The organism is Cupriavidus sp. 01L43 (genome assembly GCF_056399925.1).
This window is the reverse complement of the sequence record NZ_JBFTSH010000011.1, coordinates 48,505-69,133: the sequence shown is the minus strand read 5'-3', so window position 1 is coordinate 69,133 and position 20,629 is coordinate 48,505. Positions and strand designations below refer to the sequence as shown.

General features: G+C 69.3%; 23 protein-coding genes. 22 read left to right on the top strand and 1 reads right to left on the bottom strand.

Translation table 11 applies throughout. The annotated features are described in order from the left end of the window. Positions 1-14 precede the first annotated feature (14 nt). The 20 genes from fahA to AC1DP9_RS18360 all read left to right on the top strand — a co-directional run bounded on the left by fahA (position 15) and on the right by AC1DP9_RS18360 (position 18,012). Positions 15-1,295 carry a fumarylacetoacetase gene (gene fahA / locus AC1DP9_RS18455; protein ID WP_477108151.1) on the top strand — a complete coding sequence of 427 codons (1,281 nt, stop codon included), beginning with the start codon at positions 15-17 and terminating at the stop codon, positions 1,293-1,295. A 460-nt stretch (positions 1,296-1,755) separates the two neighbouring features. Further along, the gene (locus AC1DP9_RS18450) at positions 1,756-2,514 is read left to right on the top strand and encodes a beta-ketoacyl synthase chain length factor (protein WP_454757761.1); all 759 of its coding nucleotides are present in this window, start codon (positions 1,756-1,758) and stop codon (positions 2,512-2,514) included. Next, positions 2,507-3,283 (top strand): lysophospholipid acyltransferase family protein, encoded by a 777-nt coding sequence (locus AC1DP9_RS18445; RefSeq protein ID WP_092299789.1) that lies wholly within the window; start codon positions 2,507-2,509, stop codon positions 3,281-3,283. The genes AC1DP9_RS18450 and AC1DP9_RS18445 overlap by 8 nt, the downstream gene beginning before the upstream one ends. Beyond that, positions 3,270-3,539, top strand: coding sequence for a phosphopantetheine-binding protein (locus AC1DP9_RS18440; protein WP_092299792.1), 270 nt, complete (start codon positions 3,270-3,272; stop codon positions 3,537-3,539). Before AC1DP9_RS18445 ends, AC1DP9_RS18440 begins: the two co-directional genes overlap by 14 nt. Positions 3,540-3,579: 40 nt before the next feature. Further along, positions 3,580-3,837 carry an acyl carrier protein gene (locus AC1DP9_RS18435; protein ID WP_092299795.1) on the top strand — a complete coding sequence of 86 codons (258 nt, stop codon included), beginning with the start codon at positions 3,580-3,582 and terminating at the stop codon, positions 3,835-3,837. Between the two features lie 5 nt (positions 3,838-3,842). Next, entirely contained in the window at positions 3,843-4,400 is a 558-nt protein-coding gene (locus AC1DP9_RS18430; protein WP_092299798.1) for a COG4648 family protein, read from the top strand. Next, the gene (locus AC1DP9_RS18425; protein WP_477108150.1) at positions 4,393-6,123 is read left to right on the top strand and encodes an ApeI family dehydratase; all 1,731 of its coding nucleotides are present in this window, start codon (positions 4,393-4,395) and stop codon (positions 6,121-6,123) included. Before AC1DP9_RS18430 ends, AC1DP9_RS18425 begins: the two co-directional genes overlap by 8 nt. Continuing rightward, positions 6,120-6,869: a glycosyltransferase family 2 protein gene (locus AC1DP9_RS18420; protein WP_477108149.1), complete on the top strand. Its 750-nt coding sequence runs from the start codon at positions 6,120-6,122 to the stop codon at positions 6,867-6,869. Before AC1DP9_RS18425 ends, AC1DP9_RS18420 begins: the two co-directional genes overlap by 4 nt. Next, complete coding sequence (locus AC1DP9_RS18415) at positions 6,866-7,867, top strand: LpxL/LpxP family acyltransferase (protein WP_477108148.1); 1,002 nt, start codon at positions 6,866-6,868, stop codon at positions 7,865-7,867. The genes AC1DP9_RS18420 and AC1DP9_RS18415 overlap by 4 nt, the downstream gene beginning before the upstream one ends. A 25-nt stretch (positions 7,868-7,892) precedes the next feature. After that, a complete protein-coding gene (locus AC1DP9_RS18410; protein WP_477108147.1) occupies positions 7,893-8,309 on the top strand; it encodes an acyl-CoA thioesterase in 417 nt (138 codons plus the stop codon). Then, a complete protein-coding gene (locus tag AC1DP9_RS18405) occupies positions 8,306-8,935 on the top strand; it encodes an outer membrane lipoprotein carrier protein LolA (protein WP_477108146.1) in 630 nt (209 codons plus the stop codon). Before AC1DP9_RS18410 ends, AC1DP9_RS18405 begins: the two co-directional genes overlap by 4 nt. Position 8,936: 1 nt before the next feature. After that, a complete protein-coding gene (locus AC1DP9_RS18400; protein ID WP_477108203.1) occupies positions 8,937-11,303 on the top strand; it encodes an MMPL family transporter in 2,367 nt (788 codons plus the stop codon). A 5-nt stretch (positions 11,304-11,308) separates the two neighbouring features. Continuing rightward, a complete protein-coding gene (locus AC1DP9_RS18395) occupies positions 11,309-12,538 on the top strand; it encodes an NAD(P)/FAD-dependent oxidoreductase (RefSeq protein WP_477108145.1) in 1,230 nt (409 codons plus the stop codon). Beyond that, positions 12,526-13,128: a DUF3261 domain-containing protein gene (locus AC1DP9_RS18390; protein WP_092299813.1), complete on the top strand. Its 603-nt coding sequence runs from the start codon at positions 12,526-12,528 to the stop codon at positions 13,126-13,128. Before AC1DP9_RS18395 ends, AC1DP9_RS18390 begins: the two co-directional genes overlap by 13 nt. Continuing rightward, positions 13,125-14,315: a beta-ketoacyl-ACP synthase gene (locus AC1DP9_RS18385; protein WP_477108144.1), complete on the top strand. Its 1,191-nt coding sequence runs from the start codon at positions 13,125-13,127 to the stop codon at positions 14,313-14,315. The genes AC1DP9_RS18390 and AC1DP9_RS18385 overlap by 4 nt, the downstream gene beginning before the upstream one ends. A gap of 1 nt (position 14,316) precedes the next feature. Next, complete coding sequence (locus tag AC1DP9_RS18380; protein ID WP_477108143.1) at positions 14,317-14,802, top strand: hotdog family protein; 486 nt, start codon at positions 14,317-14,319, stop codon at positions 14,800-14,802. Further along, positions 14,799-15,530 (top strand): 3-oxoacyl-ACP reductase FabG, encoded by a 732-nt coding sequence (fabG, locus tag AC1DP9_RS18375; RefSeq protein WP_144197106.1) that lies wholly within the window; start codon positions 14,799-14,801, stop codon positions 15,528-15,530. Before AC1DP9_RS18380 ends, fabG begins: the two co-directional genes overlap by 4 nt. Then, positions 15,527-16,756 carry a beta-ketoacyl-ACP synthase gene (locus AC1DP9_RS18370; protein ID WP_477108142.1) on the top strand — a complete coding sequence of 410 codons (1,230 nt, stop codon included), beginning with the start codon at positions 15,527-15,529 and terminating at the stop codon, positions 16,754-16,756. Before fabG ends, AC1DP9_RS18370 begins: the two co-directional genes overlap by 4 nt. A 67-nt stretch (positions 16,757-16,823) precedes the next feature. Continuing rightward, positions 16,824-17,273 (top strand): excinuclease ATPase subunit, encoded by a 450-nt coding sequence (locus tag AC1DP9_RS18365; protein ID WP_092299825.1) that lies wholly within the window; start codon positions 16,824-16,826, stop codon positions 17,271-17,273. Positions 17,274-17,349: 76 nt separating this feature from the next. Beyond that, the gene (locus tag AC1DP9_RS18360) at positions 17,350-18,012 is read left to right on the top strand and encodes a 4'-phosphopantetheinyl transferase family protein (protein ID WP_477108141.1); all 663 of its coding nucleotides are present in this window, start codon (positions 17,350-17,352) and stop codon (positions 18,010-18,012) included. Between the two features lie 10 nt (positions 18,013-18,022). Here the strand turns inward: AC1DP9_RS18360 and AC1DP9_RS18355 are convergent, their stop codons facing one another. Continuing rightward, positions 18,023-18,757, bottom strand: a complete 735-nt coding sequence (locus AC1DP9_RS18355; RefSeq protein ID WP_092299975.1) for an IclR family transcriptional regulator — start codon at positions 18,755-18,757, stop codon at positions 18,023-18,025. Between the two features lie 244 nt (positions 18,758-19,001). Here AC1DP9_RS18355 and AC1DP9_RS18350 point away from each other — a divergent pair, with 244 nt between their 5' ends. Together AC1DP9_RS18350 and AC1DP9_RS18345 are read left to right on the top strand one after the other, a co-directional pair. Further along, entirely contained in the window at positions 19,002-19,277 is a 276-nt protein-coding gene (locus tag AC1DP9_RS18350) for a helix-turn-helix domain-containing protein (protein WP_092299829.1), read from the top strand. Then, entirely contained in the window at positions 19,277-20,602 is a 1,326-nt protein-coding gene (locus AC1DP9_RS18345; protein ID WP_477108140.1) for a type II toxin-antitoxin system HipA family toxin, read from the top strand. The genes AC1DP9_RS18350 and AC1DP9_RS18345 overlap by 1 nt, the downstream gene beginning before the upstream one ends. The last annotated feature ends 27 nt before the right edge of the window (positions 20,603-20,629 follow it).

The window sequence follows — 20,629 nt, the reverse complement described above, 5'->3', positions numbered from 1 at the left end:
GGAAGATTCCCAAGATGACTGCCCCCCAAACCGGCACCCAAACGCGTGCCACCAGCTGGGTCGAATCGGCCAACGACGGCCAGACCCATTTCCCGATCCAGAACCTGCCATACGGCCTGTTTTCGGCAAACGGCCAGGCCCCGCGCGTGGGCGTGGCGATTGGCGACCAGGTGCTGGACCTCGTCGCGCTCGACGATGCCGGCCTGCTGCCGGCGGCGGCCAAGGGCGCGTTTGCCTCGGCCAGCCTCAACCGCTTTATCGCGCTGGGCCAGCCCCTGTGGCAGGCCACCCGCGCCCGGCTGACGGCGCTGCTCTCCGGCGAAGACGCCGCGCTGCGCGATCACGCGGCGCTGCGCGCCAAGGCTTTGTTGCCGATGGCCGGCGTGACGCTGCACCTGCCGGTCGAGATCCCTGGCTACACCGATTTCTATTCGTCGCGCGAGCACGCGACCAACGTCGGCCGCATGTTCCGCGACCCGGAAAACGCGCTGCTGCCGAACTGGCTCGAAATCCCAATCGGCTACAACGGCCGCGCCAGCTCGGTGGTGGTTAGTGGCACCGCGCTGCGTCGCCCGAACGGCCAGACCAAGCTGCCGAACGAGGCGCGCCCGACCTTCGGCCCGTGCCGCAAGCTCGACTATGAGCTGGAGATGGGGTTCATCGTCGGCAAGCCGTCGGCGCTGGGCGAGCCGGTCAGCACGGGGGATGCCCCCGCGCACATGTTCGGCATGGTCATCCTCAACGACTGGAGCGCGCGCGATATCCAGCAGTGGGAATACGTGCCGCTCGGGCCGTTCAACAGCAAGTCGTTCGGGACGTCGATCTCGCCGTGGGTGGTGACGATGGAGGCGCTCGAGCCCTTCCGCCGTGACAATCCGGCACAGTCGCCCGAGCCGCTGTCGTATCTGCAGCAGCAGGGCCGCAACGCCTACGACATCGCGCTCGAAATCGCGCTGCAACCGGCTGGCGCGGCGCCCAGCACGGTCTGCCGCACCAATTTCAAGGCGATGTACTGGACCATGGCGCAGCAACTGGCGCACCACACGGTGTCTGGCTGCAATGTGCGCGTCGGCGACCTGATGGGCTCGGGCACGATCAGCGGCACCACGCCCGATTCGTGCGGCAGCCTGCTGGAGACCACGCGCAATGGCGCCGAACCGGTGACGCTGAGCGGCGGCGTGCAGCGTGGTTTCCTCGAGGATGGCGACACGGTGACCATGACCGGCTGGTGCCAGGGCGATGGCTACCGGGTCGGCTTTGGCGAGGTCACGGGGAAGATCCTGCCGGCGGCCTGATCGACACGTCCTCCGGGGCGTCCCAGCACAGGGCGGGGCGGCTGAAAAGCCGCGCCCGCCCTCGTTACATTTGCGAAGGACCGTTACTGTTGCGCCATTCCTACGGGTGCCGCTTTATGCGAGAATTCGCCCCTGACAAAAAAAGTGTGGCGAAGTTCGCCGGGTTGAAACATTTCAGTATTTTGCTAGGAATGACCACCCGGAGCACGCTCCACGGACACCCCTCGACTGGGCGGCTCAGTGTTTGGCCGAAACCCGCCGTTAGCGCGGTATATGCGAAATCGGGGTGTCGATAACTAATTTCGGCGAAATCCTCGGATTTTGCTTCTAATTTCAGGGAAAAACGGAATCTGTTCCCCGGTGCGATGGTCGCGCGCGGGCCTGCGCACACGCGCGTGGCCAACGTTGCCCCAGGCACGGCGGGGGACGCGGGGCTCACATTCCACCCAACGCGCACGGCATGGCAATTGAATTCGGAATTCGCGCATGGGCGGCCTGTGCGCCGGCACTGCAATCCCCGGAAGCCTGGCAGGCGTGGAGTCTTGCGCCATGGCTGCCCGAGGGATCGGACCTGCCGGCGCTCTCGGCCATGGCCCCAATGTTGCGCCGACGCGTCAATGCCATCGGCCGCGCGGCGCTGCATCCCGCCTACGACACCCTCCCGCCCGACGAGGCCCCCGCCGCGCCGGCCCCGCCGGCCGTGTTTGCCTCGCGCCACGGCGACACCCGCCGCGCCTTCGACATGCTCAGCGAACTGGCAGCCGGCGAGCCACTGTCGCCCACCGCGTTCGGCCTCTCTGTCCACAACGCCATTGGCGCGATGTTTACGATCGACCGGGGAGACGCCTCCAACCTCCAGGCTGTGGCGGCTGGCCGCGATACCGTGGAGACGGCCGCCTTCGAAGCCTGCGCGCTGCTGGCCGATGGTGCGGACGAGGTGCTGCTGGTCTGCTATGACGCGCCGCTGCCCGAGGCCTATGCCGAGTTCGCCGATGAGCCCGGCTGCCTGTTCGGCTGGGCCTGGCGCATCGGCAAGCCGCGCCCGGGCGAGCCGGTGTTCCGGCTCGACATCGACCATGTGCGCGAGGCGTCGGACCCCGACACCGCCCATCCGGTGCTGCCGCACGCGCTGGATGTGCTGCGATTCATGCTGACCGGCGACGCCGAGCTGTGCCACCGTGGCGAACGCGCGGTCTGGAGGTGGCAGCGCCATGGTTGAACGCCTCGACCGCGCCTGGCGCGTGTGCGCCACCGGCTTCTGCTTCTCGAGCTTCGGCGTGGGCGGCCTGCTGCTGCGCGTGCTGGTGTTCCCGGCGCTGGCGCTGCTGCCGTGGTCCACCCAGACGCGCCAGCGCGTATGCCGCGATGTCATCCACCATGCCTTCCGGCTGTTCCTCTGGCTGATGCGCAGCGTCGGCGTCATCGGCTACGAAATCCGCCATCCAGAACGGCTGCAACGCGAGGGGATGCTGGTGGTGGCGAACCATCCGTCGCTGATCGACGTGGTGTTCCTGATGGCGCTGACGCGCCGCGCCGACTGCGTGGTGAAGTCCGGCCTGGCACGCAACCCGTTCACGCGCGGCCCGGTGCTGGCCACCGGCTGGGTGCAGAACGACAGTGGCGCGGCGATGGTCGACGACTGCATCGCCTCGCTGCGGGCCGGCAACAACCTGATCATCTTTCCGGAAGGCACGCGCACGCGCCCGGGCCAGCCGCTGCAACTCCAGCGCGGCGCGGCCAACGTGGCCGTACGTGGCGGCTTTGCGCTGACCCCGGTGGTCATCCGCTGCGAACCGCCCACGCTGACCAAGGGCGAGAAGTGGTACCACGTGCCGGTGCGGCGCCCGCGCTTCGTCATCGACGTGCACCCAGACGTGCCACCCGCGCAGTGGGTGGCGCCGGGCACCGACGACGCCATGGCCGTGCGCCACCTGACCCAATCACTATTCGAGTTTTTCTCCAGGGAGATCCGCCGTGCAGGCGCTTGAGCAAGAAATCAAGGAACTGATCATCTCGTCGCTGTCCCTCGAGGACGTGGCGGCTGACGATATCGACGCCACCGCGCCGCTGTTCATCGAAGGCCTGGGCCTCGATTCCATCGACGCACTGGAACTGGGCCTGGCGCTGCAGAAGCGCTACGGCATCACCATGAACGGCGACAAGGAGGAAATCCGCGCGCGCTTTGCCAGTGTTTCGGCGCTGGCGGCGTTCGTGGCGTCGCAGCGCGGGCAGGCCCCGGCCTGATCCGCGAGGTCATCGCAATACTGCTATACGGAGCCAGATCATGACTCACGACGAAATCTTCGCGCGGGTGGCGGCGGTTCTCGAGGAAACCTTCGAGATCGCCCCGGAGCGCATTACGCCCGAGGCGCGGCTGTACGACGACCTCGACATCGACAGCATCGACGCCGTCGACCTGCTGGTGAAGCTGAAGCCGATGCTGAACAAGCCGCTCAAGCCCGAGCAGTTCAAGTCCGTGCGCACCGTGCAGGACGTGGTGCAGGCGCTTGCGCTGCTGATCGACTCGCCGGCCACCGCCTGACGCCAATGACCTGGCGCAAGTGGGGGCTGGGGCTGCTGACGCTGTCGTACCCGGTGGTGATCTACCTGGGTCTGCAGCACTTCTCGCCGCGCGTGATGGCGCTGGCGCTGGTCGCGCTCGCCCTGCTGCGCGCCGGCACCAGCCGCCAGGCCGGCTGGCGGGCGATGGCGGTGCTCGCGGCGGGGCTGGCCCTGATCGTGCTGGCCTCCGACCACGCGCTGCCGCTGAAGCTCTACCCGGTGCTCGTGAACGTGGCGATGCTGGGCGTGTTCGGCTGGAGCCTGCGCCATCCGCCCTCGCTGGTGGAACGCATGGCCCGGCTGCGCGAGCCGAACCTGCCGCCCAGCGGCGTGGCCTATACGCGCCGCGTGACGCAGGCCTGGTGCGTGTTCTTTATCTGCAATGGCGCCGTTGCCGCCGTGACCGCGCTGGCCGCCAGCGACCGGGTCTGGGCGCTGTACAACGGCGCGATTGCCTATGGCCTGATCGGCGCGATGTTCGCCGGCGAATGGCTGGTGCGGCAGCGCGCGCGTGCGCGGCATGCGGAGAATCGTCATGACTGAGCCCGCGCTCAGTGGTTTCACTGGCTTCACGGGCGTTGGCGCCGTGATGGCTGCCCAGGCGGCACGGGCCGCGCGAGGCGATGCCCAGGCGGCAGCGTTCGTCGCCAGTGTGGCGGCGTGGCGCCGGGCCTTCGTAGCGGCGCCGGGCGCGCGCTGGGCGCTGTACGTCGAGGGCACGGCCGATTTCGCCGCCGCGCTGTTCGGCGCGTGGCATGCCGGCAAGCACGTTGTGCTGCCCGGCGATACCCGCACGGAGACGCTCGCGGCGCTGCGTGGCCATGCCGATGGCTGGGCCGGCGAGTTGCCGGGCGGCTTGATGCCAGCGCCCGGAACAACTCCGGGGGCAGGGGAGGCCGACTGGCTCCCGCTAAGCACGCACGACACCTGGGTCACGCTGTTCACCTCGGGGTCCACCGGCGAGCCCGGCGCCATCGACAAGCGCCTGGCCCAGCTCGACGCGGAGGTCCATACGCTCCAGCAAGCCTTTGGCGCGCGGCTGCCCGCCGATGTGCGTGTGCTGAGCACGGTCTCGCACCAGCACATCTACGGCCTGCTCTTCACGGTGCTCTGGCCGCTGGCGGCGGGCCGGCCGATGCCCGGCGCGCGGCTCGCCTTCCATGAGGAACTGGTACGCGCCTGCGCGGACGACGCCCGCCCGGCGGTGCTGGTCAGCAGCCCGGCGCACCTGAAGCGGATGCCCGATGCGCTCGACTGGCCCGTCACGCGCCCGGTGCTGCAGGCGGTGTTCTCGTCCGGCGGGCCGCTCCCGCCCGAGGCTGCCGCGGACGCGCTGCGCCACACCGGCCGCTCCCCCATCGAAGTATTCGGCAGCTCCGAGACCGGCGGCATCGCCTGGCGCCAGCGCGCCGTGCAGGCGGACCGCTGGACGGCACTGCCCGGCATCGCCTGGCGCCTGCAGGACGGCTTCCTGGCCGTGCGCTCGCCGCATCTGGCCGATGACGACTGGTACGTCTGCGCGGACCGCGCGCTGCCCGCCGGCGACGACAGCTTCGTGCTGGCCGGCCGCGCTGACCGCATCGTCAAGATCGAGGAAAAACGCGTCTCGCTGACGCAGATCGAGCAGCGGCTGGCCGCCTCGCCGCTGGTGCGGGAGGCGCGGGTTGTCATGGTCGAACTCGATGTCGGCACCCGCGTGGCCGCCGCCGTGGTGCCTGGCGACGCCGGACAGGCACTCCTCGACACCCATGGGCGTGCCGCGCTGACCGCCGCGCTGCGCGCGCAACTGGCCGACGCCGTGGACCCGGTGGCGCTGCCGCGTCGCTGGGCCTTCGTGCCGGCGCTGCCGTGCAACGCGCAGGGCAAGACCACCGAAGCCATGCTGCGCGACCTGTTCCGCCGCACGGTGCCGGCTGCGCACTGGCTGGACGCTGAGGCCAATTCGGCCACCTCGGCCACCGCCGCGCTGGAGGTGACCGATGACCTGGCGATCTTCGACGGCCACTTCCCCGATACCCCGATCGTGCCTGGCGTGGCCCAGGTGGACTGGGTGATGGCGCTGGCGCCCCAGCGGCTGCCGATTCCGCCGCGCGAGCGCTTCGCGCGGCTGGACACGCTCAAGTTCCAGGCCGTGATCCAGCCCGGCACCACGGTGCGCATGGCGCTGACGTGGCAGCCAGACGCCCTCGCGCTCGGCTTCCGGCTGACATCCGACACCGGCCCGCACGCCAGCGGCAAGATCATTTTTCATCCCGATACGCCATGACGCCGTTCCGTCCGGTTGTGCTCGTGCCGGTCTATGACCACGAAGGCGCCATCGGCGCCATGGTCGATGCCATCCTCGCGCACCCGCTGCCGTGCCTGCTGGTGGACGACGGCAGCAGCCCGGCCTGCGAGCAGGTGCTCCGCGAGATTGCCGCCGCGCACCCCGAGCGCGTCCGCCTGATCCGCCTGTCCGTGAATCAGGGCAAGGGCGGCGCGATCATGGCCGGCTTCACGGAAGCCGCGCGGCTCGGCTACACGCACGCGCTGCAGATCGATGCCGATGGCCAGCACGACGCCGGCTGCATTCCCCAGTTCACCGCGCTGGCGCAGGCCCAGCCTGCCGCGATGATCTGCGGCCACCCGGTCTACGACGACTCGGTGCCGCGCCTGCGGCTCTACGCGCGCTACCTCACACACATCTGGGTCTGGATCAACACACTGTCGTTCGAGATCAAGGATTCGATGTGCGGCCTGCGGGTCTACCCGCTGGCGGCGGTAACCGCCCTGATGCGCGATGTGGACCTCGGCCGGCGCATGGAGTTCGACACCGAGGTGCTGGTGCATCTGGTCTGGCGCGGCGTGCGCATCGTCAACGTGCCGACGCGCGTGACCTATCCGTCCGATGGCGTCTCGCACTTCCAGGCGTGGCGCGACAACGTGCTGATCTCGCGCATGCATACGCGGCTGTTCTTCGGCATGGTGTGGCGGCTGCCGCGCCTGCTCTGGCGCAGGGTGAGGCCGGCATGAGCACGGCGAAGCCTACGGCTGACGCCGCCACGCGCCGCACGCCGTCGCGCCACTGGAGCACCATCGGCGAGGCCACGTGCGTCTGGGGCGTCTGGTGCCTGTACGGGCTCTATCGCGTCTTCGGCCGCACGCTGTTCCGGGCGGTGCTGTACCCGGTGGTCACCTATTACTGGATCACGCATCCGCTGGCGCGCCGGGCGTCGATGGACTACCTCACGCGCATGGAGGCCACCGCCGGCGCGATCGGCGCGCAGCCCACCTGGCGCCATACGCTGCGCCACCTGTTCTCGTTCGCAGACACGCTGCTGGACAAGCTGCTGTCCATCGGCGGCCAGTACCGCTTCGGCAACGTCACCCGGGAAGGCCATCAGGTGCTGCTGGACCAGATCGCCAGCGGGCAGGGCGGCATCATCATGACCGCGCATATGGGCTGCCTGGAGCTGTGCCGGGTGCTGGCCAACCAGCGGCAGGGGCTGCGGCTGACCGTGCTGGTGCACACCGCCCATGCCGAGCGATTCAACCGGATCCTGTCGCGGCTCGATCCCAAATCGGGCCTCCAGCTCTATCAGGTGGACGATATCTCGCCCGCCACGGCGCTGGAACTGGCGGCCAAGGTGCAGGCGGGCGAGTTCGTGGCGATTGCTGGCGACCGCGCGCCCGCGCACGGCGGCCGGGCGGTGCGCGTGCCGTTCCTGGGCGCGCCGGCGCGTTTCCCGGTGGGCCCGTACGTGCTGGCGGGGCTGATGCGCTGCCCGCTGTACGCCATGGGCTGCGTGCGCCATGGCGACGGCCATCTGCTGCGTTTCACGGAACTCACGCGCGCGGTGACGCTCCCACGTGCGAGCCGGGACGCCGCGCTGACCGCGCTGGCCACGACTTACGCCGCATGGCTGGAGGCGCTGCTGGTGCGCTCGCCATTCGACTGGTTCAACTTCTACGACTTCTGGGCGGACGATCCGGTCCGTACCGGTCGCCAGGACGCGCAGGACGCGCGTTAGCCCGCGCGCCGCCCACCGGAGACCTATGTCCAAAGCTTTCAGCCACGAGATCACGCTGACGCCGGCGTTCCACGACCTCGACCCGATGAACGTGGTCTGGCACGGCAACTACGTGCGCTACTTCGAGGTGGCGCGCTGCGCGCTGCTGCAGCAGATCGACTACGACTACCCCCAGATGCGCGATTCCGGCTACGCGTGGCCGGTGGTGGACCTGCGCGTCAAGTACGTGCGCCCGCTGGTCTACGGCCAGTCGATGATCGTGCGCGCCACCATCGTCGAATGGGAAAACCGGCTCAAGATCGACTACGAGATCCGCGATGCGGCGTCTGGCCAGCGGCTGACCAAGGGCTATTCGATCCAGGTAGCCGTGGACATGACGACGCAGGAGATGCTCTACGTCTGCCCGCCGGTGCTGCTGCAGAAGCTCGGGGTGCCGTCGTGAGGCGCCGCCAGGTTCTGGCCGCTGCTGGCGCACTGGCGCTGGTGGTGATGTTGCCGGCGCTGCCGGCCCATGCCGACGACCTGCTGGCCTCGGTGGCCAAGCGGCTGGCCGATGCGCCCGTGATCCGGGGCCGGTTCGAGCAGACGCGCCGGCTGTCCGGCTTCAGCAATCCGCTGGTCTCGCGGGGCGATTTCGTGCTCGCGCGCGGCCGTGGCGTGGTCTGGCAGACGCGCGAGCCGTTCCCGTCGAGCCTGCTGGTCACCCCTGAGAAGCTGGTGATGCGCGGCGCCGATGGCAGCGTGCAGCAGCAGATGCAAACCGAATCCCAGCCTGCGATGCGCGTGGTCGGCGAGTCGATGATCGCCGTGCTGCGCGGCGACCTGCGCGGGCTGTCCGCGCGTTTCGACGTGACCGGCAAGCTGGCCGGCAGCGCCGGATGGGCGCTGACGCTGATCCCAAAGGATGCCGGCATGCGGCGCGTGTTCACCCGGATCGAGCTGGCCGGCGACAAGTTCGTGCGCGACGTACGGCTCGAGGAAGCCGGCGGCGACAGCACCGTGGTCCGCATGATCGACCCGGCCGCCGCCGCCAGGCTGACCCCGGCCGAGGAGCAGCGCTTTGAGTAACGTGGCGGGCGGCGTGGCGATGCAGGGCGGCATCACGCGGCTGGCGCGTGGGCTGGCCATCGTCTGGCTGCTGATCGTGCTGGCGATGATCGCCCATCAGGTGCAGTTCTGGCGCGGCTCGCGGCTCGATACGGATGTGATGGCGCTGCTGCCGACCAGCGAGCGCACCGCTGCGGCGGACCGCGTGCTGCGCCGGCTGGCCGACAGCGTGGCGCAGGAGGTGGTGGTGCTCGTCGGCAGCCCGGACTGGGCGCGCACGCGCGCCGCCGCGCAGCGCTTCAGCCAAGCCACGGCGCAGGGCGGCACGCTGCTGCAACCGGTGGACAAGATCGCCGCGTTCGACTTCGACAAGGCGCTCGACTTCTATCGCCCGTGGCGGGACCGCCTGCTGACCGACGCCCAGCGTCAGCAGTTGCAGCAAGGTCATCCGGACCAACTCGCCCAGCAGGCGCTGACGCGCCTCTACCAGCTCTCCACCGGGCCGCGCCTGACCGACTGGGCCGCCGATCCGCTTGGGCTGTGGCAGGACTGGTGGCTCTCCCGCGCCGCCGTGACGCGCGTGCAGGAGCGCGACGGGCTGGCCGCCTTGTCCGGCGATGGCAAGGAGTGGGTGCTGCTGACGTACCACATCACCAAACCGGCATTCTCGGTCAGCGGCAGTACCGACTACAGCGACCTGCTGCGCGCCGCCGAGGCCGCTGCGCGGCAGGGCGATGCGGACGTGCGCGTAGTGGCCGCCGGCATTCCGCTGCACGCGGAGGCCGCCGCCGCGCAGGCGAATTTCGAAATGAACGTGATCGGCTGGGGCTCGCTGGCGGCGGTGCTGCTGCTGGTCTGGCTGGCGTTCCGCTCGCTGCGGCCGATCGTGCTGGTGGGGCTGTCGCTGGCCATTGGCACGGCGGCGGCGATCTCGGCCACGGCCATCGTCTTCGACCGCGTGCACCTGATCACGCTGGTGTTCGGCGCCAGCCTGGTGGGCGTGGCGGAGGACTTCGGTATCCATTACTTCGTCTCGCGGCAGGCGCTGCCGCGCGCCACGCCGCCATCGGTCATGCGCCATCTGCTGCCGGGCATGGCGCTGGCGCTGGCGACCAGCGTGGTGGCATACCTGGCGCTCGGCATCGCGCCGTTCCCGGGGCTGCGCCAGATGGCGCTGTTCTCGGCGGTGGGGCTGGTCGCCGCGTTCCTGACCGTGGTGTTCTGGTTTCCACTGCTGGACCGGGGCGCGCTGCGGCCCACGCGGGTGTCGAGCTGGCTGGCCCAGAGCCTCGCCCGCTGGCCGCGCGTGCGGGCGGACCGGCGCACGGCGCTGGCGCTCGGGGCGCTGGCCCTGTTTATCGTGCCGGGGATCTGGCAGGTGCGGGTTGTCGATGACGTGCGCCAGCTGCAAAGCTCGCCGCCGGCGTTGATCGAGGCGCAGCGCCTCACGGGCCGCCTGCTCGGCACGCCGAGCCCCGCGCAGTTCGTGCTCGTACGCGGTGCCACGCCGGACGAGGTGCTGGCGCGCGAGGAGGCCGTCAAGGCCGCGCTGGCGCCGGCCATCCGGCGCGGCGAGCTGGCCGGCTTCCTGGCGATTTCCGACTGGGTGCCGTCCGCCGCCCGCCAGCGCGCGGACGCCGCGCTGGCCGGCCGTCAGGAGGCCGCCGTGCGCGAGCGGGTGGCCCGCACGCTGGGTGGGTCGATTGCCGCGCCGGCGGCGTCCTCGGCCGACGTCGTGCTGACGCTGCCCGCCTGGCTGGCCAATCCGGTCTCCGGCACGCTGCGTCATCTGTGGCTGGACCGCGAGGGCAGCGGCTACGCCAGCGTGATGCTGCTGCGCGGGCTGGAAAATCCGGCAGTCATGTCTGGCATCGCCGCCACCGTTAACACGGTGCAGGGTGCCGAGTGGGCCGACCGCATCGCCGATCTGTCCTTCCTGCTGCACCATTACCGCGTGCTGATGAGCTGGCTGCTGCTGGCCGGTGCGGCCGGCGTGGCGCTGCTGCTGGCGTGGCGCTATGGCCGCGAGGGCTGGCGCGCGCTGGCGCCCACGCTGCTGGCCGCCGCCTTCAGCGTGGCCGTGCTGGGCTGGCTCGGCGTGCCGTTGCAACTGTTTTCGGTGCTGGCGCTGGCGTTGCTGCTCGGCGTAGGTGTCGATTACGGCATATTTCTGCTCGAACACCCCGGCGATGGCGTGTCCTGGACCGCCATCGTGCTCGGGGCGGCCAGCACCCTGCTGGCGTTCGGGCTGCTCGCACTGTCTTCCACGCCGGCGCTGCATGCGTTCGGCATGACCATGCTTTCGGGCGTGGGCGCGGTCTGGGTGCTTTCGCCATGGTTCCGGCCATTGGCCCGGCATGCCTCACAACAACAAGCTGAACAGGGTTGATTGATATGAAAACGGAACAGGTGGAGGTTTTGATCGTCGGCGCCGGGCCCGCTGGCTCGGTGGCGGCTGGCCTGCTGCGCAAGCGCGCCGTCCAGGTGCTGGTCATCGAGAAGGAGACGTTCCCGCGCTTCTCCATCGGCGAGAGCCTGTTGCCGCAGAGCATGGAATACATCGAGGAAGCCGGCATGCTGCAGGCCGTGGTGGAGGCCGGGTTCCAGTACAAGAACGGCGCCGCCTTCGCCCGGGGCGACCGCTACACGGAATTCGACTTCCGCGACAAGTTCTCCAAGGGCTGGGGCACCACCTACCAGGTGCAGCGCGCGCATTTCGACGACGTGCTGATCCGCGAGGCCGAGAAGCAGGGCGCCGAGGTGCGCTTCCGCCACGTGGTGGAAGCGGTGGATGTCACCGGCGCGCAGCCGGTAGTCACCGTGCGCGACCCGGATGGGCAGGCGTACAACGTGCAGGCGAAGTTCCTGCTCGATGCCTCCGGCTTCGGTCGCATCCTGCCGCGCCTGCTGAAGCTCGAGTCCCCGTCGAACTTCCCGGTACGCGCAGCCATCTTCACGCACGTGGAAGACCGCGTGGCGCCCGGCACCTTCGACCGCAACAAGATCCGCATCGGCGTGCATCCCGAGCATGTCGATGTCTGGTACTGGACCATTCCGTTCTCGAACGGCCGCTGCTCGCAGGGCGTGGTGGCGGAGAAGTCCTTCCTGGACCAGTATCGGGGCGACGAGATGGCCAAGCTGAAGCAGCTGGTCAGCGAGGAACCGGGGCTGGCGCACCTGCTGCGCGACGCCAACTGGGACACGCCGGCGCGGCAGATCGTCGGCTATTCGGCCAACGTCAGCTCGCTCTGGGGCAATGGTTACGCGCTGCTCGGCAATGCCGGCGAGTTCCTGGACCCGGTGTTCTCGTCGGGCGTGACCATCGCCTTCAAATCGGCCAGCCTGGCCACCGCCTGCCTCGCCCGCCAGCTGGCCGGCGAGACCGTGGACTGGGAGGCCGACTACGCCAAGCCGCTGAAGGCCGGCGTGGATTGCTTCCGCACCTTCGTCGAAGCCTGGTACGAAGGCCGCTTCCAGACCCTGATCTTCCATCCGAACGCCACGCCCGAGATTCGCCGGATGATCTCGTCGATCCTGGCCGGCTACGCCTGGGACCGCAGCAACCCCTTCGTGGCCGAGTCCCGGCGGCGCCTCAACGTGCTGGAGCAGCTTTGCGCGGTCTGAGGCTGACGTGTTCGATATTGGCCGGCGCGGCGTTTGCCGTGCTGGCCGGTTGCGCCGCGACGCCGCCGGCCGGCCCCACGCCGCCCGTGGCGGAAGCGGGCCGCCCGGCGGTGCCGCTGCTGCGCCTGCCGCCCGCGTCGCTCGGTCGCACCCTGCATCTGCAGCAGCAGATCACGGTGCGCTATCCGTCGCCGCAGGGCGAGCAGACGCGGGACATCCTCGCGCTGCTGGAGGCCGACGCCGGCCACACCCGGCTGGCCGCGCTGGCCGGCGGACAGGTGCTGGCCCGGCTGGACTGGGACGGCAGTGACCTGCACGTGACACGCGCGCCATGGGCGCCCGCGGAACTCGTGCCGGAGCGTATCCTCAGTGATCTGCAGTTGTCGCTCTGGCCCGTGGCGGCCATTCGCGCGGCGCTGCCGCCGGGCTGGCGCCTGGACGCCACGCCGGCCATGCGCCGCCTGCTGGCCGGTGACGAACTCGTGGCCGAGATCCGCTATCCCGACGCCGCCACCACGGAATTCGTGCAGCGCCGCGACGGCTACCGGCTGACCATCCGCACGCTGCAGGGCGAAGGAGCACGGCCATGACGATCTTCCTGAACGCGATGAATGTCATCTGCGCGCTGGGCAGCGGCAACGACGCCGTGCGCGCCGCGCTGTGGCGCACGGACGGCCCGACGGGCGGCGAAGTCACTGACCGCTACACGCCCGGCACGCCGCTGCACCTGGGCACCGTGCGCGAGCCGGTGGCCGCCACCGACCTGCCGGCCGGCATCGCCCCCGCGCTGTTCAGCCGCAACAATGCGCTGCTGGACCGCACGCTGGACGCGCTGCGCCCCGCCGTGGAAGCTGCCATCGCCCGCGTGGGTCCGACCCGCGTGGCCATCGTGCTCGGCACCAGCACCTCGGGCATCAGCGACGGCGAGCTGGCCGTGCGCGCGCGGCACGCCGCCGGCACCTGGCCGGAAGCGTTCCACTATGGCCAGCAGGAGCTGGGCTCGCCCGCGCAGTACCTCGCGCTGGCGCTGGGCACGGCCGGGCCGGCCTATACGATTTCCACGGCGTGCTCGTCGAGCGCGAAGGCGCTGGCCGCCGCCGCGCGGCTGCTGGAACAGGGCATGGCCGATGTCGCCATCGCCGGTGGCGTGGATACGCTGTGCGCGTTCACGATCGCCGGCTTCCGCTCGCTCGACTCAGTCAGCGCCGAGCGGTGCAATCCGCTGTCGGCCCATCGCCACGGCATCAACCTGGGCGAGGGCGCGGCATTGTTCCTGATGTCGCGCGAGGCCGGGCCGGTGCGGCTGGCCGGCTGGGGCGAGACGTCCGATGCACACCATATGTCCGCGCCCGACCCGGCCGGCGCGGGCGCCCGCGCCGCCATGCAGGAGGCCCTGACGCGCGCTGGCTTGCAGCCGGCGGACATCGACTACCTGAACCTGCACGGCACGGCCACCGAGCAGAACGACGCGATGGAATCCCGCGCCGTGGCGGACCTGCTCGGGCACGACGTGCCGGTCAGCTCGACCAAGCCGCAGACCGGGCACACGCTGGGCGCCGCCGGCGCGGTGGAAGCGGCGCTGATGGTGCTGACCATGACCGACAACCCGCGTGGCCGGCTGCCGGCCCACTGGTGGGACGGCGCGGCCGATCCGACGCTGCCGCCGCTGCACGTGGTGGGCGCGGACGAGTCGCTGGGCCGGGCCCCGCGCTACGTGATGAGCAATTCGTTCGCCTTCGGCGGCAGCAACAGCGTGCTGGTGATGGGGGAGGGCTGACGTGACGACATCTGACACGAAGCCTGACTTCACGCCACTCCTGCCGCCGGTGTCCGAAGTGGTGCCCCACGCGGGCGCCATGCGGCTGATCGACGAACTGGTTGAGGCCGATGGCGAGCACTGCGTGGCCCGCGCCACGGTGCGCGCCACGCAGTTGTTCGTGGACGATGCCGGCATGCCCGGCTGGGTCGGTATCGAATATATGGCCCAGACGATTGCCGCCTGGGCCGGTGTGCGCGAGCGCGCGGCGGGCCGCCCGCCGGGGCTGGGCTTCCTGCTCGGCTCGCGCCGCTATGCCTGCGACGTGGCCGCATTTCCGGTGGGCAGCGTGCTGACCATCCGCACCCAGGTGGAACTGATCGGGGACAACGGCCTCGGCATGTTCGCCTGCACGCTCGAGATGGATGGCCGCGACGTGGCGCGCGCCAATGTTTCCGTTTTCCAGCCTGCGGACGCGCAGGCGTTTCTCCAGGGGCAGCAAGCATGACGAACAAGACCGTGCTGGTCACGGGCTCCTCGCGCGGCATTGGCCGCGCCATTGCGCTGCGGCTCGCGCGCGACGGCTACGACGTGGTGGTGCACTGCCGCGCCCGCCGGGATGACGCCGACTCCGTGGCCGACGCCGTGCGCGCCTTCGGCCGCAACGCGCGCGTGCTGGCTTTCGACATCAGCGACCGCCAGGCCACCGCCAGCGTGCTGCATGCCGACATCGAGGAACACGGCACCTACTACGGCGTGGTCTGCAACGCTGGCATCGCGCGGGACGCGGCGTTCCCGGCCATGAGCGGGGAGGAGTGGGACGAGGTGGTGCATACCAACCTCGACGCCTTCTACAACGTGCTCAACCCGCTGGTGATGCCGATGGTGCAGCGCCGCCAGCCGGGCCGCATCGTCACGCTGTCGTCGGTGTCCGGGCTGGTGGGTAACCGCGGCCAGACCAACTACAGCGCCGCCAAGGCCGGCATCATCGGCGCCACCAAGGCGCTCGCCATCGAACTGGCCAAGCGCCATATCACGGTGAACTGCGTGGCGCCGGGGCTGATCGACACGGAAATGGTGGACGAGCATGTGCGCGAGGAAGCGCTGAAGATGATTCCCGCGCGGCGCATGGGCACGCCGGACGAGGTGGCGGCCACGGTGGCCTTCCTGCTCTCGCCGGATGCCGGTTACATTACACGGCAGGTGATTTCGGTGAACGGGGGGATGTTCGGATGAAGCGGGTTGTCGTAACCGGCGCGGGCGCAATCAGCGCATTGGGCAACGACTGGACCACGGTGCGCGCGCGCCTGGCCAGCGGCCGCAATGCCGTGGTGCAGATGCCGGAGTGGGCCGACATCAAGGGCCTGAACACGCAGCTGGCGGCACCGGTGCCGCCGTTCGCGCTGCCGGCCCACTACACGCGCAAGGCCACGCGGTCCATGGGGCGGGTCGCCCTGATGGCGGTGCTGGCCAGCGAGGCCGCGCTGGCGGATGCCGGGCTGACCGGCCATTCGATCATCACGGGCGGGCAGATGGGCATCGCCTACGGCTCGTCCACGGGCACGCCGTCCGCGATCCAGGACTTTGGCCGGATGATGAGCGAGCGCACCACCGAGGACATCAGCGCCACCACCTATATCCGCATGATGCCGCACACCACGGCGGTCAATATCGGGGTGTTCTTCGGCATCACCGGACGGATTCTGACCACGTCGAGCGCGTGTACGTCCGGCAGCCAGGGGATCGGCTACGCCTACGAGACGATCCGCGCGGGCCGGCAGGTGGCGATGCTGGCTGGCGGCGGCGAGGAGCTGGATGCGACCGAGGCGGCCGTCTTCGACACGCTGTTCGCCACCAGCACGCGCAACGACGCCCCCGAGGCCACGCCGCGCCCGTTCGACGCAGACCGCGACGGGCTGGTGCTGGGCGAGGGCGCCGGCACGCTGGTGCTCGAGGAACTGGAGCACGCCCAGGCGCGCGGCGCGCGCATCCTGGCGGAGATCGTCGGCTACGGCACCAACAGCGACGGCGCGCACGTGACCCAGCCGCAGGCCGCGACGATGGCCGTGGCCATGCGGCAGGCGCTGGAGGACGCCGGGCTGGCGCCGGATCGCATCGGCTATGTCAATGCGCACGGCACGGCCACCGACCATGGCGACATCGCCGAATCCCACGCCACGCACGCGGTGCTGGGTGGCGCCGTGCCGGTCAGCTCGCTGAAGAGCTACCTCGGCCATACGCTGGGCGCGTGCGGGGCGCTGGAGGCGTGGATGACCATCGAGATGATGCGCGATGGCTGGTTCGCGCCCACGGTGAACCTCGTCAACCCGGATCCGCGCTGCGCGCCGCTGGACTACATCATGGGCGAAGGCCGCCGACTCGACACGGAGTACGTGATGAGCAACAATTTCGCGTTCGGCGGCATCAACACCTCGCTGGTGTTCCGCCGCTGGGACGCCTGAGCAGGAAGCCGTACCCGAGCCGTACCGCCGTTTTCATCCCTCAACAATCAAGAACAAAGGAAGGTCAATGAAATTCGCTCTCCCGCTGGTTGCCCTCGCCTGTGCAGGCACGCTGCTGTCCACCCCTGCCGCCGCGCGCGACACCAAGTACATGCTGCCGTTCCAGGACGTCCTGAACATGCCGGAAGCCAAGGAAAAGCTCGACGGCTCGGTTGCGTTCTACCTGGCCGGCCAGAAGACGCCGAAGGTGCTCGAGAAGAAGGACAGCGACGTCTCGAACAAGAAGACCAACGGCGTGGGCAAGGCCGATGAGGAAGCGTGCCGCTGGGCCGCGCTCTCGGCGCTGATCTCGTTCCAGGACAAGGCCAAGTCGCTGGGCGTGAATGCGGTGGTGGACATGGTGAGCTATTACAAGAAGGACACCAACGCCAGCAACACCGAGTACGAATGCCACGCCGGCGCCGTGGTGGTGGGCGTGACGTTGAAGGGCACCTACGCCAAGGTGGCCGCCAAGTAAGGCGCCATCGACGGGACCTGTTTGAGACGTTTTCAGGACGATTGCCATGCCGCTCGCGCTGCGCACAGGATCGGTCATGGCATTCGCGGCCATGGCGCCGCCCGTCAGCCGTTGGATGTCACCCGAGGAACTGGCGCGGCTGGCCGCCATGCGTGCCCGGGCCCGCGCCGAGCAGTTCGCGGCGGGCCGCTGGCTCGCCCGGCGGCTGCTGGCGGTGACGTTCGGCGGGGAGGCGGCGGAATGGTCGCTGTCGGCCGCCGAGGATGCGCCGCCGCTGGCGACCCATACCAGTGGGGCCGTCGGCACGCCGGTATTCCTGTCGATTGCCCATTCGGGTGATCACCTCGCTTGCGCCGTGTCCGACCTGCCGGTTGGCATCGATATCGAGGACATGCAGCCGCGGAAGCACCTGGACACGCTGATCGAGGCCACCACCACGGAGGCCGAGCGAGACGCCTTGCCGGCCTTGCTGGACGTGGGTGACGAGTTGGCGAAGCTGGAGGCGTTCTACGAGCTCTGGACGCTCAAGGAAGCCTGGATCAAGTGCCACGGCGGCAATCTGTTCCGGACCATGATGGGCCACGTGGTGGAAGCCGTGCCGGTGCAGATGGCGCACGCCAATGGCATCACATGGCGGCGCGATGACGCGGTGCTGGCGCTGACGGCTTCGGCGCCGCTGGCCTCGGTGTCGGTGCCCAATCCGGCCGGATGGCGCCTCCGCGCGCAGCAGATCGACTAGATCCGCCTGGCTAGATCTTCTCCAGCGCCGCGCACGCCGCGCGCAGGATGGCCGCGTAGCGCTCCAGATGCGGCTCGATCCGGTAGACCGGGCCGGCAATCGAAATCGCGTAACTCTCGCCCGACAACCGCACCGGCCAGGCCAGCGCGCCGACATCAGGCATCGACTCACTGAGATTCACGAACGCACCGCGCTCGCGCGCTTGCCGGAGGTCGTCCTCCAGCGCCGCCGGCGTGGCTAGCGTGCGCGCGGTGAACGGCTGGAAGGGAAGCTGCGGGAGCAGGGCGGCGCGCTCGGCGTCGTCCATGGCGGCCAGCAGCGCCTTGCCGATCGAGTTCGCATGGAGTTCGCGCCGCTCGCCGGCCGTGGCGATGTAGCGGATCGCATGTGGCGATTCGAGCACATCGAGATACACCACCGCGTGGCCCTCATGCAGCTTGCCGATAACGATGGTCTCGCCAGTGGCTTCGCGCAATTCGCTCATGGTGCCGTGCACGCGATCGAGTACGGGGTCGTGCCGGGCAATCTGCTGGGCCATGGCCAGCAGCCGGCCGGTGGGGTAGTAGCCCTGCCTGCGGGCCGTCTCATAGAGATAGCCTAGCGAGGTCAGTGTGCGGATCAGCGCCAGGCAGCTAGAGGCTGGCACGGACAGCAGCCGGGAGAGCTCCGAGAGCGACAGCGCGCGCCGTTCGCGCGCAAAGGTCTCGATGATCTCGAGCACGCGCAGGGCGGTCTTGACGTTCATCGAGGGCGGCTTGGCGGCGGACGGATCGGGACGCACGGGCATCGGGGCGTGTCATGCAATCAGGAGGGATATGGGGCCGGAATGTACCACGGCGTGCCCGATGGGCCGCGTCGATACAGCTTAATGGCTGTATTTCCGTTTTACGCCCGATAGGCTGTATCTTGAAAATACAGCCAAAATGGCGTAAAACGGCTTTACAACTTCCTAGCTGTATTCGCGCCCCCATCCGAGCATACATCCGACTATGTATCCCATCCGCATCATCAGCCAGTTACGGCCGATCCTCCAGGGCTTCCGCAAGTCCCGCGGGCTGACCCAGGCGCAACTCGCGGCGCGCCTGGGGGTGAGCCAGCAGACCTATGCCCGGCTGGAAGCCAACCCGGCACGCGTCAGCGTGGAGCGGCTGCATGCGGTATTGCAGGCGCTGGACGTGGAAATGCTCCTGTCGACCGATGGGGACGAGGACTATCGCGGCGGCGGCTCCATGCTCCGCCAGCCCCCGCCAAGCGAGCCCTGGTAATGGGACGTCGACCTCTGCGACGCCAGCTCGGCGTCTGGATGAACGGCCATTTCACGGGCGTGTGGGCACAGGGCAGCGAGGGCGAGACCTTCCACTATGCGGCCCGCTGGATCCACAGCGCGCAAGGCCGGCCGCTGTCGCTTTCGATGCCGTTCCGGTCAGACAACGCGCCGTATCGCGGCCGCGTGGTGACGGACTACTTCGACAACCTGCTGCCGGATAGCGACGCCATCCGCCGGCGGCTCGCGCAGCGCTATCGCACGCGCGGCATCGGTCCGTTCGATCTGCTCACGGCGCTGGGCCGCGACTGCGTGGGCGCGCTGCAGCTGCTCCCCGAAGGCGAGGTACCCGAAGAACTGCGCGTCATCGAAGGCAGCCTGGCTGATGACGCTCACATCGCCCGCTTGCTGCGCGACACCACGAGTGCATCGCCCCTCGGCCAGCATGGCGACGATGCCGACCTGCGCCTGTCGATCGCCGGCGCGCAGGAAAAGACCGCGCTGCTGCGCCGGGACGGCCAATGGTTCGTTCCGCACGGCAGTACGCCGACGACCCATATCCTCAAGTTGCCGCTCGGGCTGGTAGGCAATATGCGCGCGGACATGCGCACGTCCGTCGAGAACGAATGGCTTTGCGCGCAGCTGGTCGAGGCCTTCGGCCTGCCCATCGCGGCGTGCGAGATGGCGATGTTCGAGGATCAGAAGGCGCTCGTGGTCGAGCGTTTCGACCGGCGCGTGGCGCCCGATGGCGAGTGGATCCTGCGCCTGCCGCAGGAGGACTTCTGCCAGGCGATGGGCATGTCCCCGCTGGCCAAGTATCAGGCCGATGGCGGGCCGGGCATCGCGGACATCATGGCGATCCTGGCCGGCTCCGACGCGCGCGAGGCGGATCGTCGCAATTTCTTCAAGACGCAGATCCTGTTCTGGATGCTCGCGGCCACGGACGGGCATGCCAAGAACTTCAGCCTGAGCATCGGGCCGGGCGGTCGCTACTGGGCCACGCCGCTGTATGACGTGCTTTCGGCACATCCCATCGTCGGGGGCGGCGCCAATCAACTCGCCATACAGAAGGCGCGCATGGCCATGGCGGTGCGGGGCTCGCAGAATTACTACCGGCTGGCCCAGATCCAGCGTCGGCACTGGATTGCGCAGGGGCGGCAGGTGGGGCTGCCCGAGGCGGAGGTGGAGTCGATGATCGCCGAACTCGTCACTGCCATCGATCCGGCGATTGCTGCCGTGGCGGTTCGCCTGCCCCAGGATTTTCCGCAGGACGTGGCCGGGGCCGTGTTCGATGGCATCAGGGCCCAAGGCAAGAAGCTGTTATAATGCCGGACTTGGTCCTCTCTCCAAAAC

Coding starts and splice junctions, on each gene's coding strand:
- fahA (WP_477108151.1), top strand. CDS start 15: ATGACTGCCCCCCAAACCGGCACCCAAACGCGTGCCACCAGCTGGGTC.
- AC1DP9_RS18450 (WP_454757761.1), top strand. CDS start 1,756: ATGGCAATTGAATTCGGAATTCGCGCATGGGCGGCCTGTGCGCCGGCA.
- AC1DP9_RS18445 (WP_092299789.1), top strand. CDS start 2,507: ATGGTTGAACGCCTCGACCGCGCCTGGCGCGTGTGCGCCACCGGCTTC.
- AC1DP9_RS18435 (WP_092299795.1), top strand. CDS start 3,580: ATGACTCACGACGAAATCTTCGCGCGGGTGGCGGCGGTTCTCGAGGAA.
- AC1DP9_RS18430 (WP_092299798.1), top strand. CDS start 3,843: ATGACCTGGCGCAAGTGGGGGCTGGGGCTGCTGACGCTGTCGTACCCG.
- AC1DP9_RS18425 (WP_477108150.1), top strand. CDS start 4,393: ATGACTGAGCCCGCGCTCAGTGGTTTCACTGGCTTCACGGGCGTTGGC.
- AC1DP9_RS18420 (WP_477108149.1), top strand. CDS start 6,120: ATGACGCCGTTCCGTCCGGTTGTGCTCGTGCCGGTCTATGACCACGAA.
- AC1DP9_RS18415 (WP_477108148.1), top strand. CDS start 6,866: ATGAGCACGGCGAAGCCTACGGCTGACGCCGCCACGCGCCGCACGCCG.
- AC1DP9_RS18410 (WP_477108147.1), top strand. CDS start 7,893: ATGTCCAAAGCTTTCAGCCACGAGATCACGCTGACGCCGGCGTTCCAC.
- AC1DP9_RS18395 (WP_477108145.1), top strand. CDS start 11,309: ATGAAAACGGAACAGGTGGAGGTTTTGATCGTCGGCGCCGGGCCCGCT.
- AC1DP9_RS18385 (WP_477108144.1), top strand. CDS start 13,125: ATGACGATCTTCCTGAACGCGATGAATGTCATCTGCGCGCTGGGCAGC.
- fabG (WP_144197106.1), top strand. CDS start 14,799: ATGACGAACAAGACCGTGCTGGTCACGGGCTCCTCGCGCGGCATTGGC.
- AC1DP9_RS18370 (WP_477108142.1), top strand. CDS start 15,527: ATGAAGCGGGTTGTCGTAACCGGCGCGGGCGCAATCAGCGCATTGGGC.
- AC1DP9_RS18365 (WP_092299825.1), top strand. CDS start 16,824: ATGAAATTCGCTCTCCCGCTGGTTGCCCTCGCCTGTGCAGGCACGCTG.
- AC1DP9_RS18360 (WP_477108141.1), top strand. CDS start 17,350: ATGGCATTCGCGGCCATGGCGCCGCCCGTCAGCCGTTGGATGTCACCC.
- AC1DP9_RS18355 (WP_092299975.1), bottom strand. CDS start 18,757: ATGAACGTCAAGACCGCCCTGCGCGTGCTCGAGATCATCGAGACCTTT.
- AC1DP9_RS18350 (WP_092299829.1), top strand. CDS start 19,002: ATGTATCCCATCCGCATCATCAGCCAGTTACGGCCGATCCTCCAGGGC.
- AC1DP9_RS18345 (WP_477108140.1), top strand. CDS start 19,277: ATGGGACGTCGACCTCTGCGACGCCAGCTCGGCGTCTGGATGAACGGC.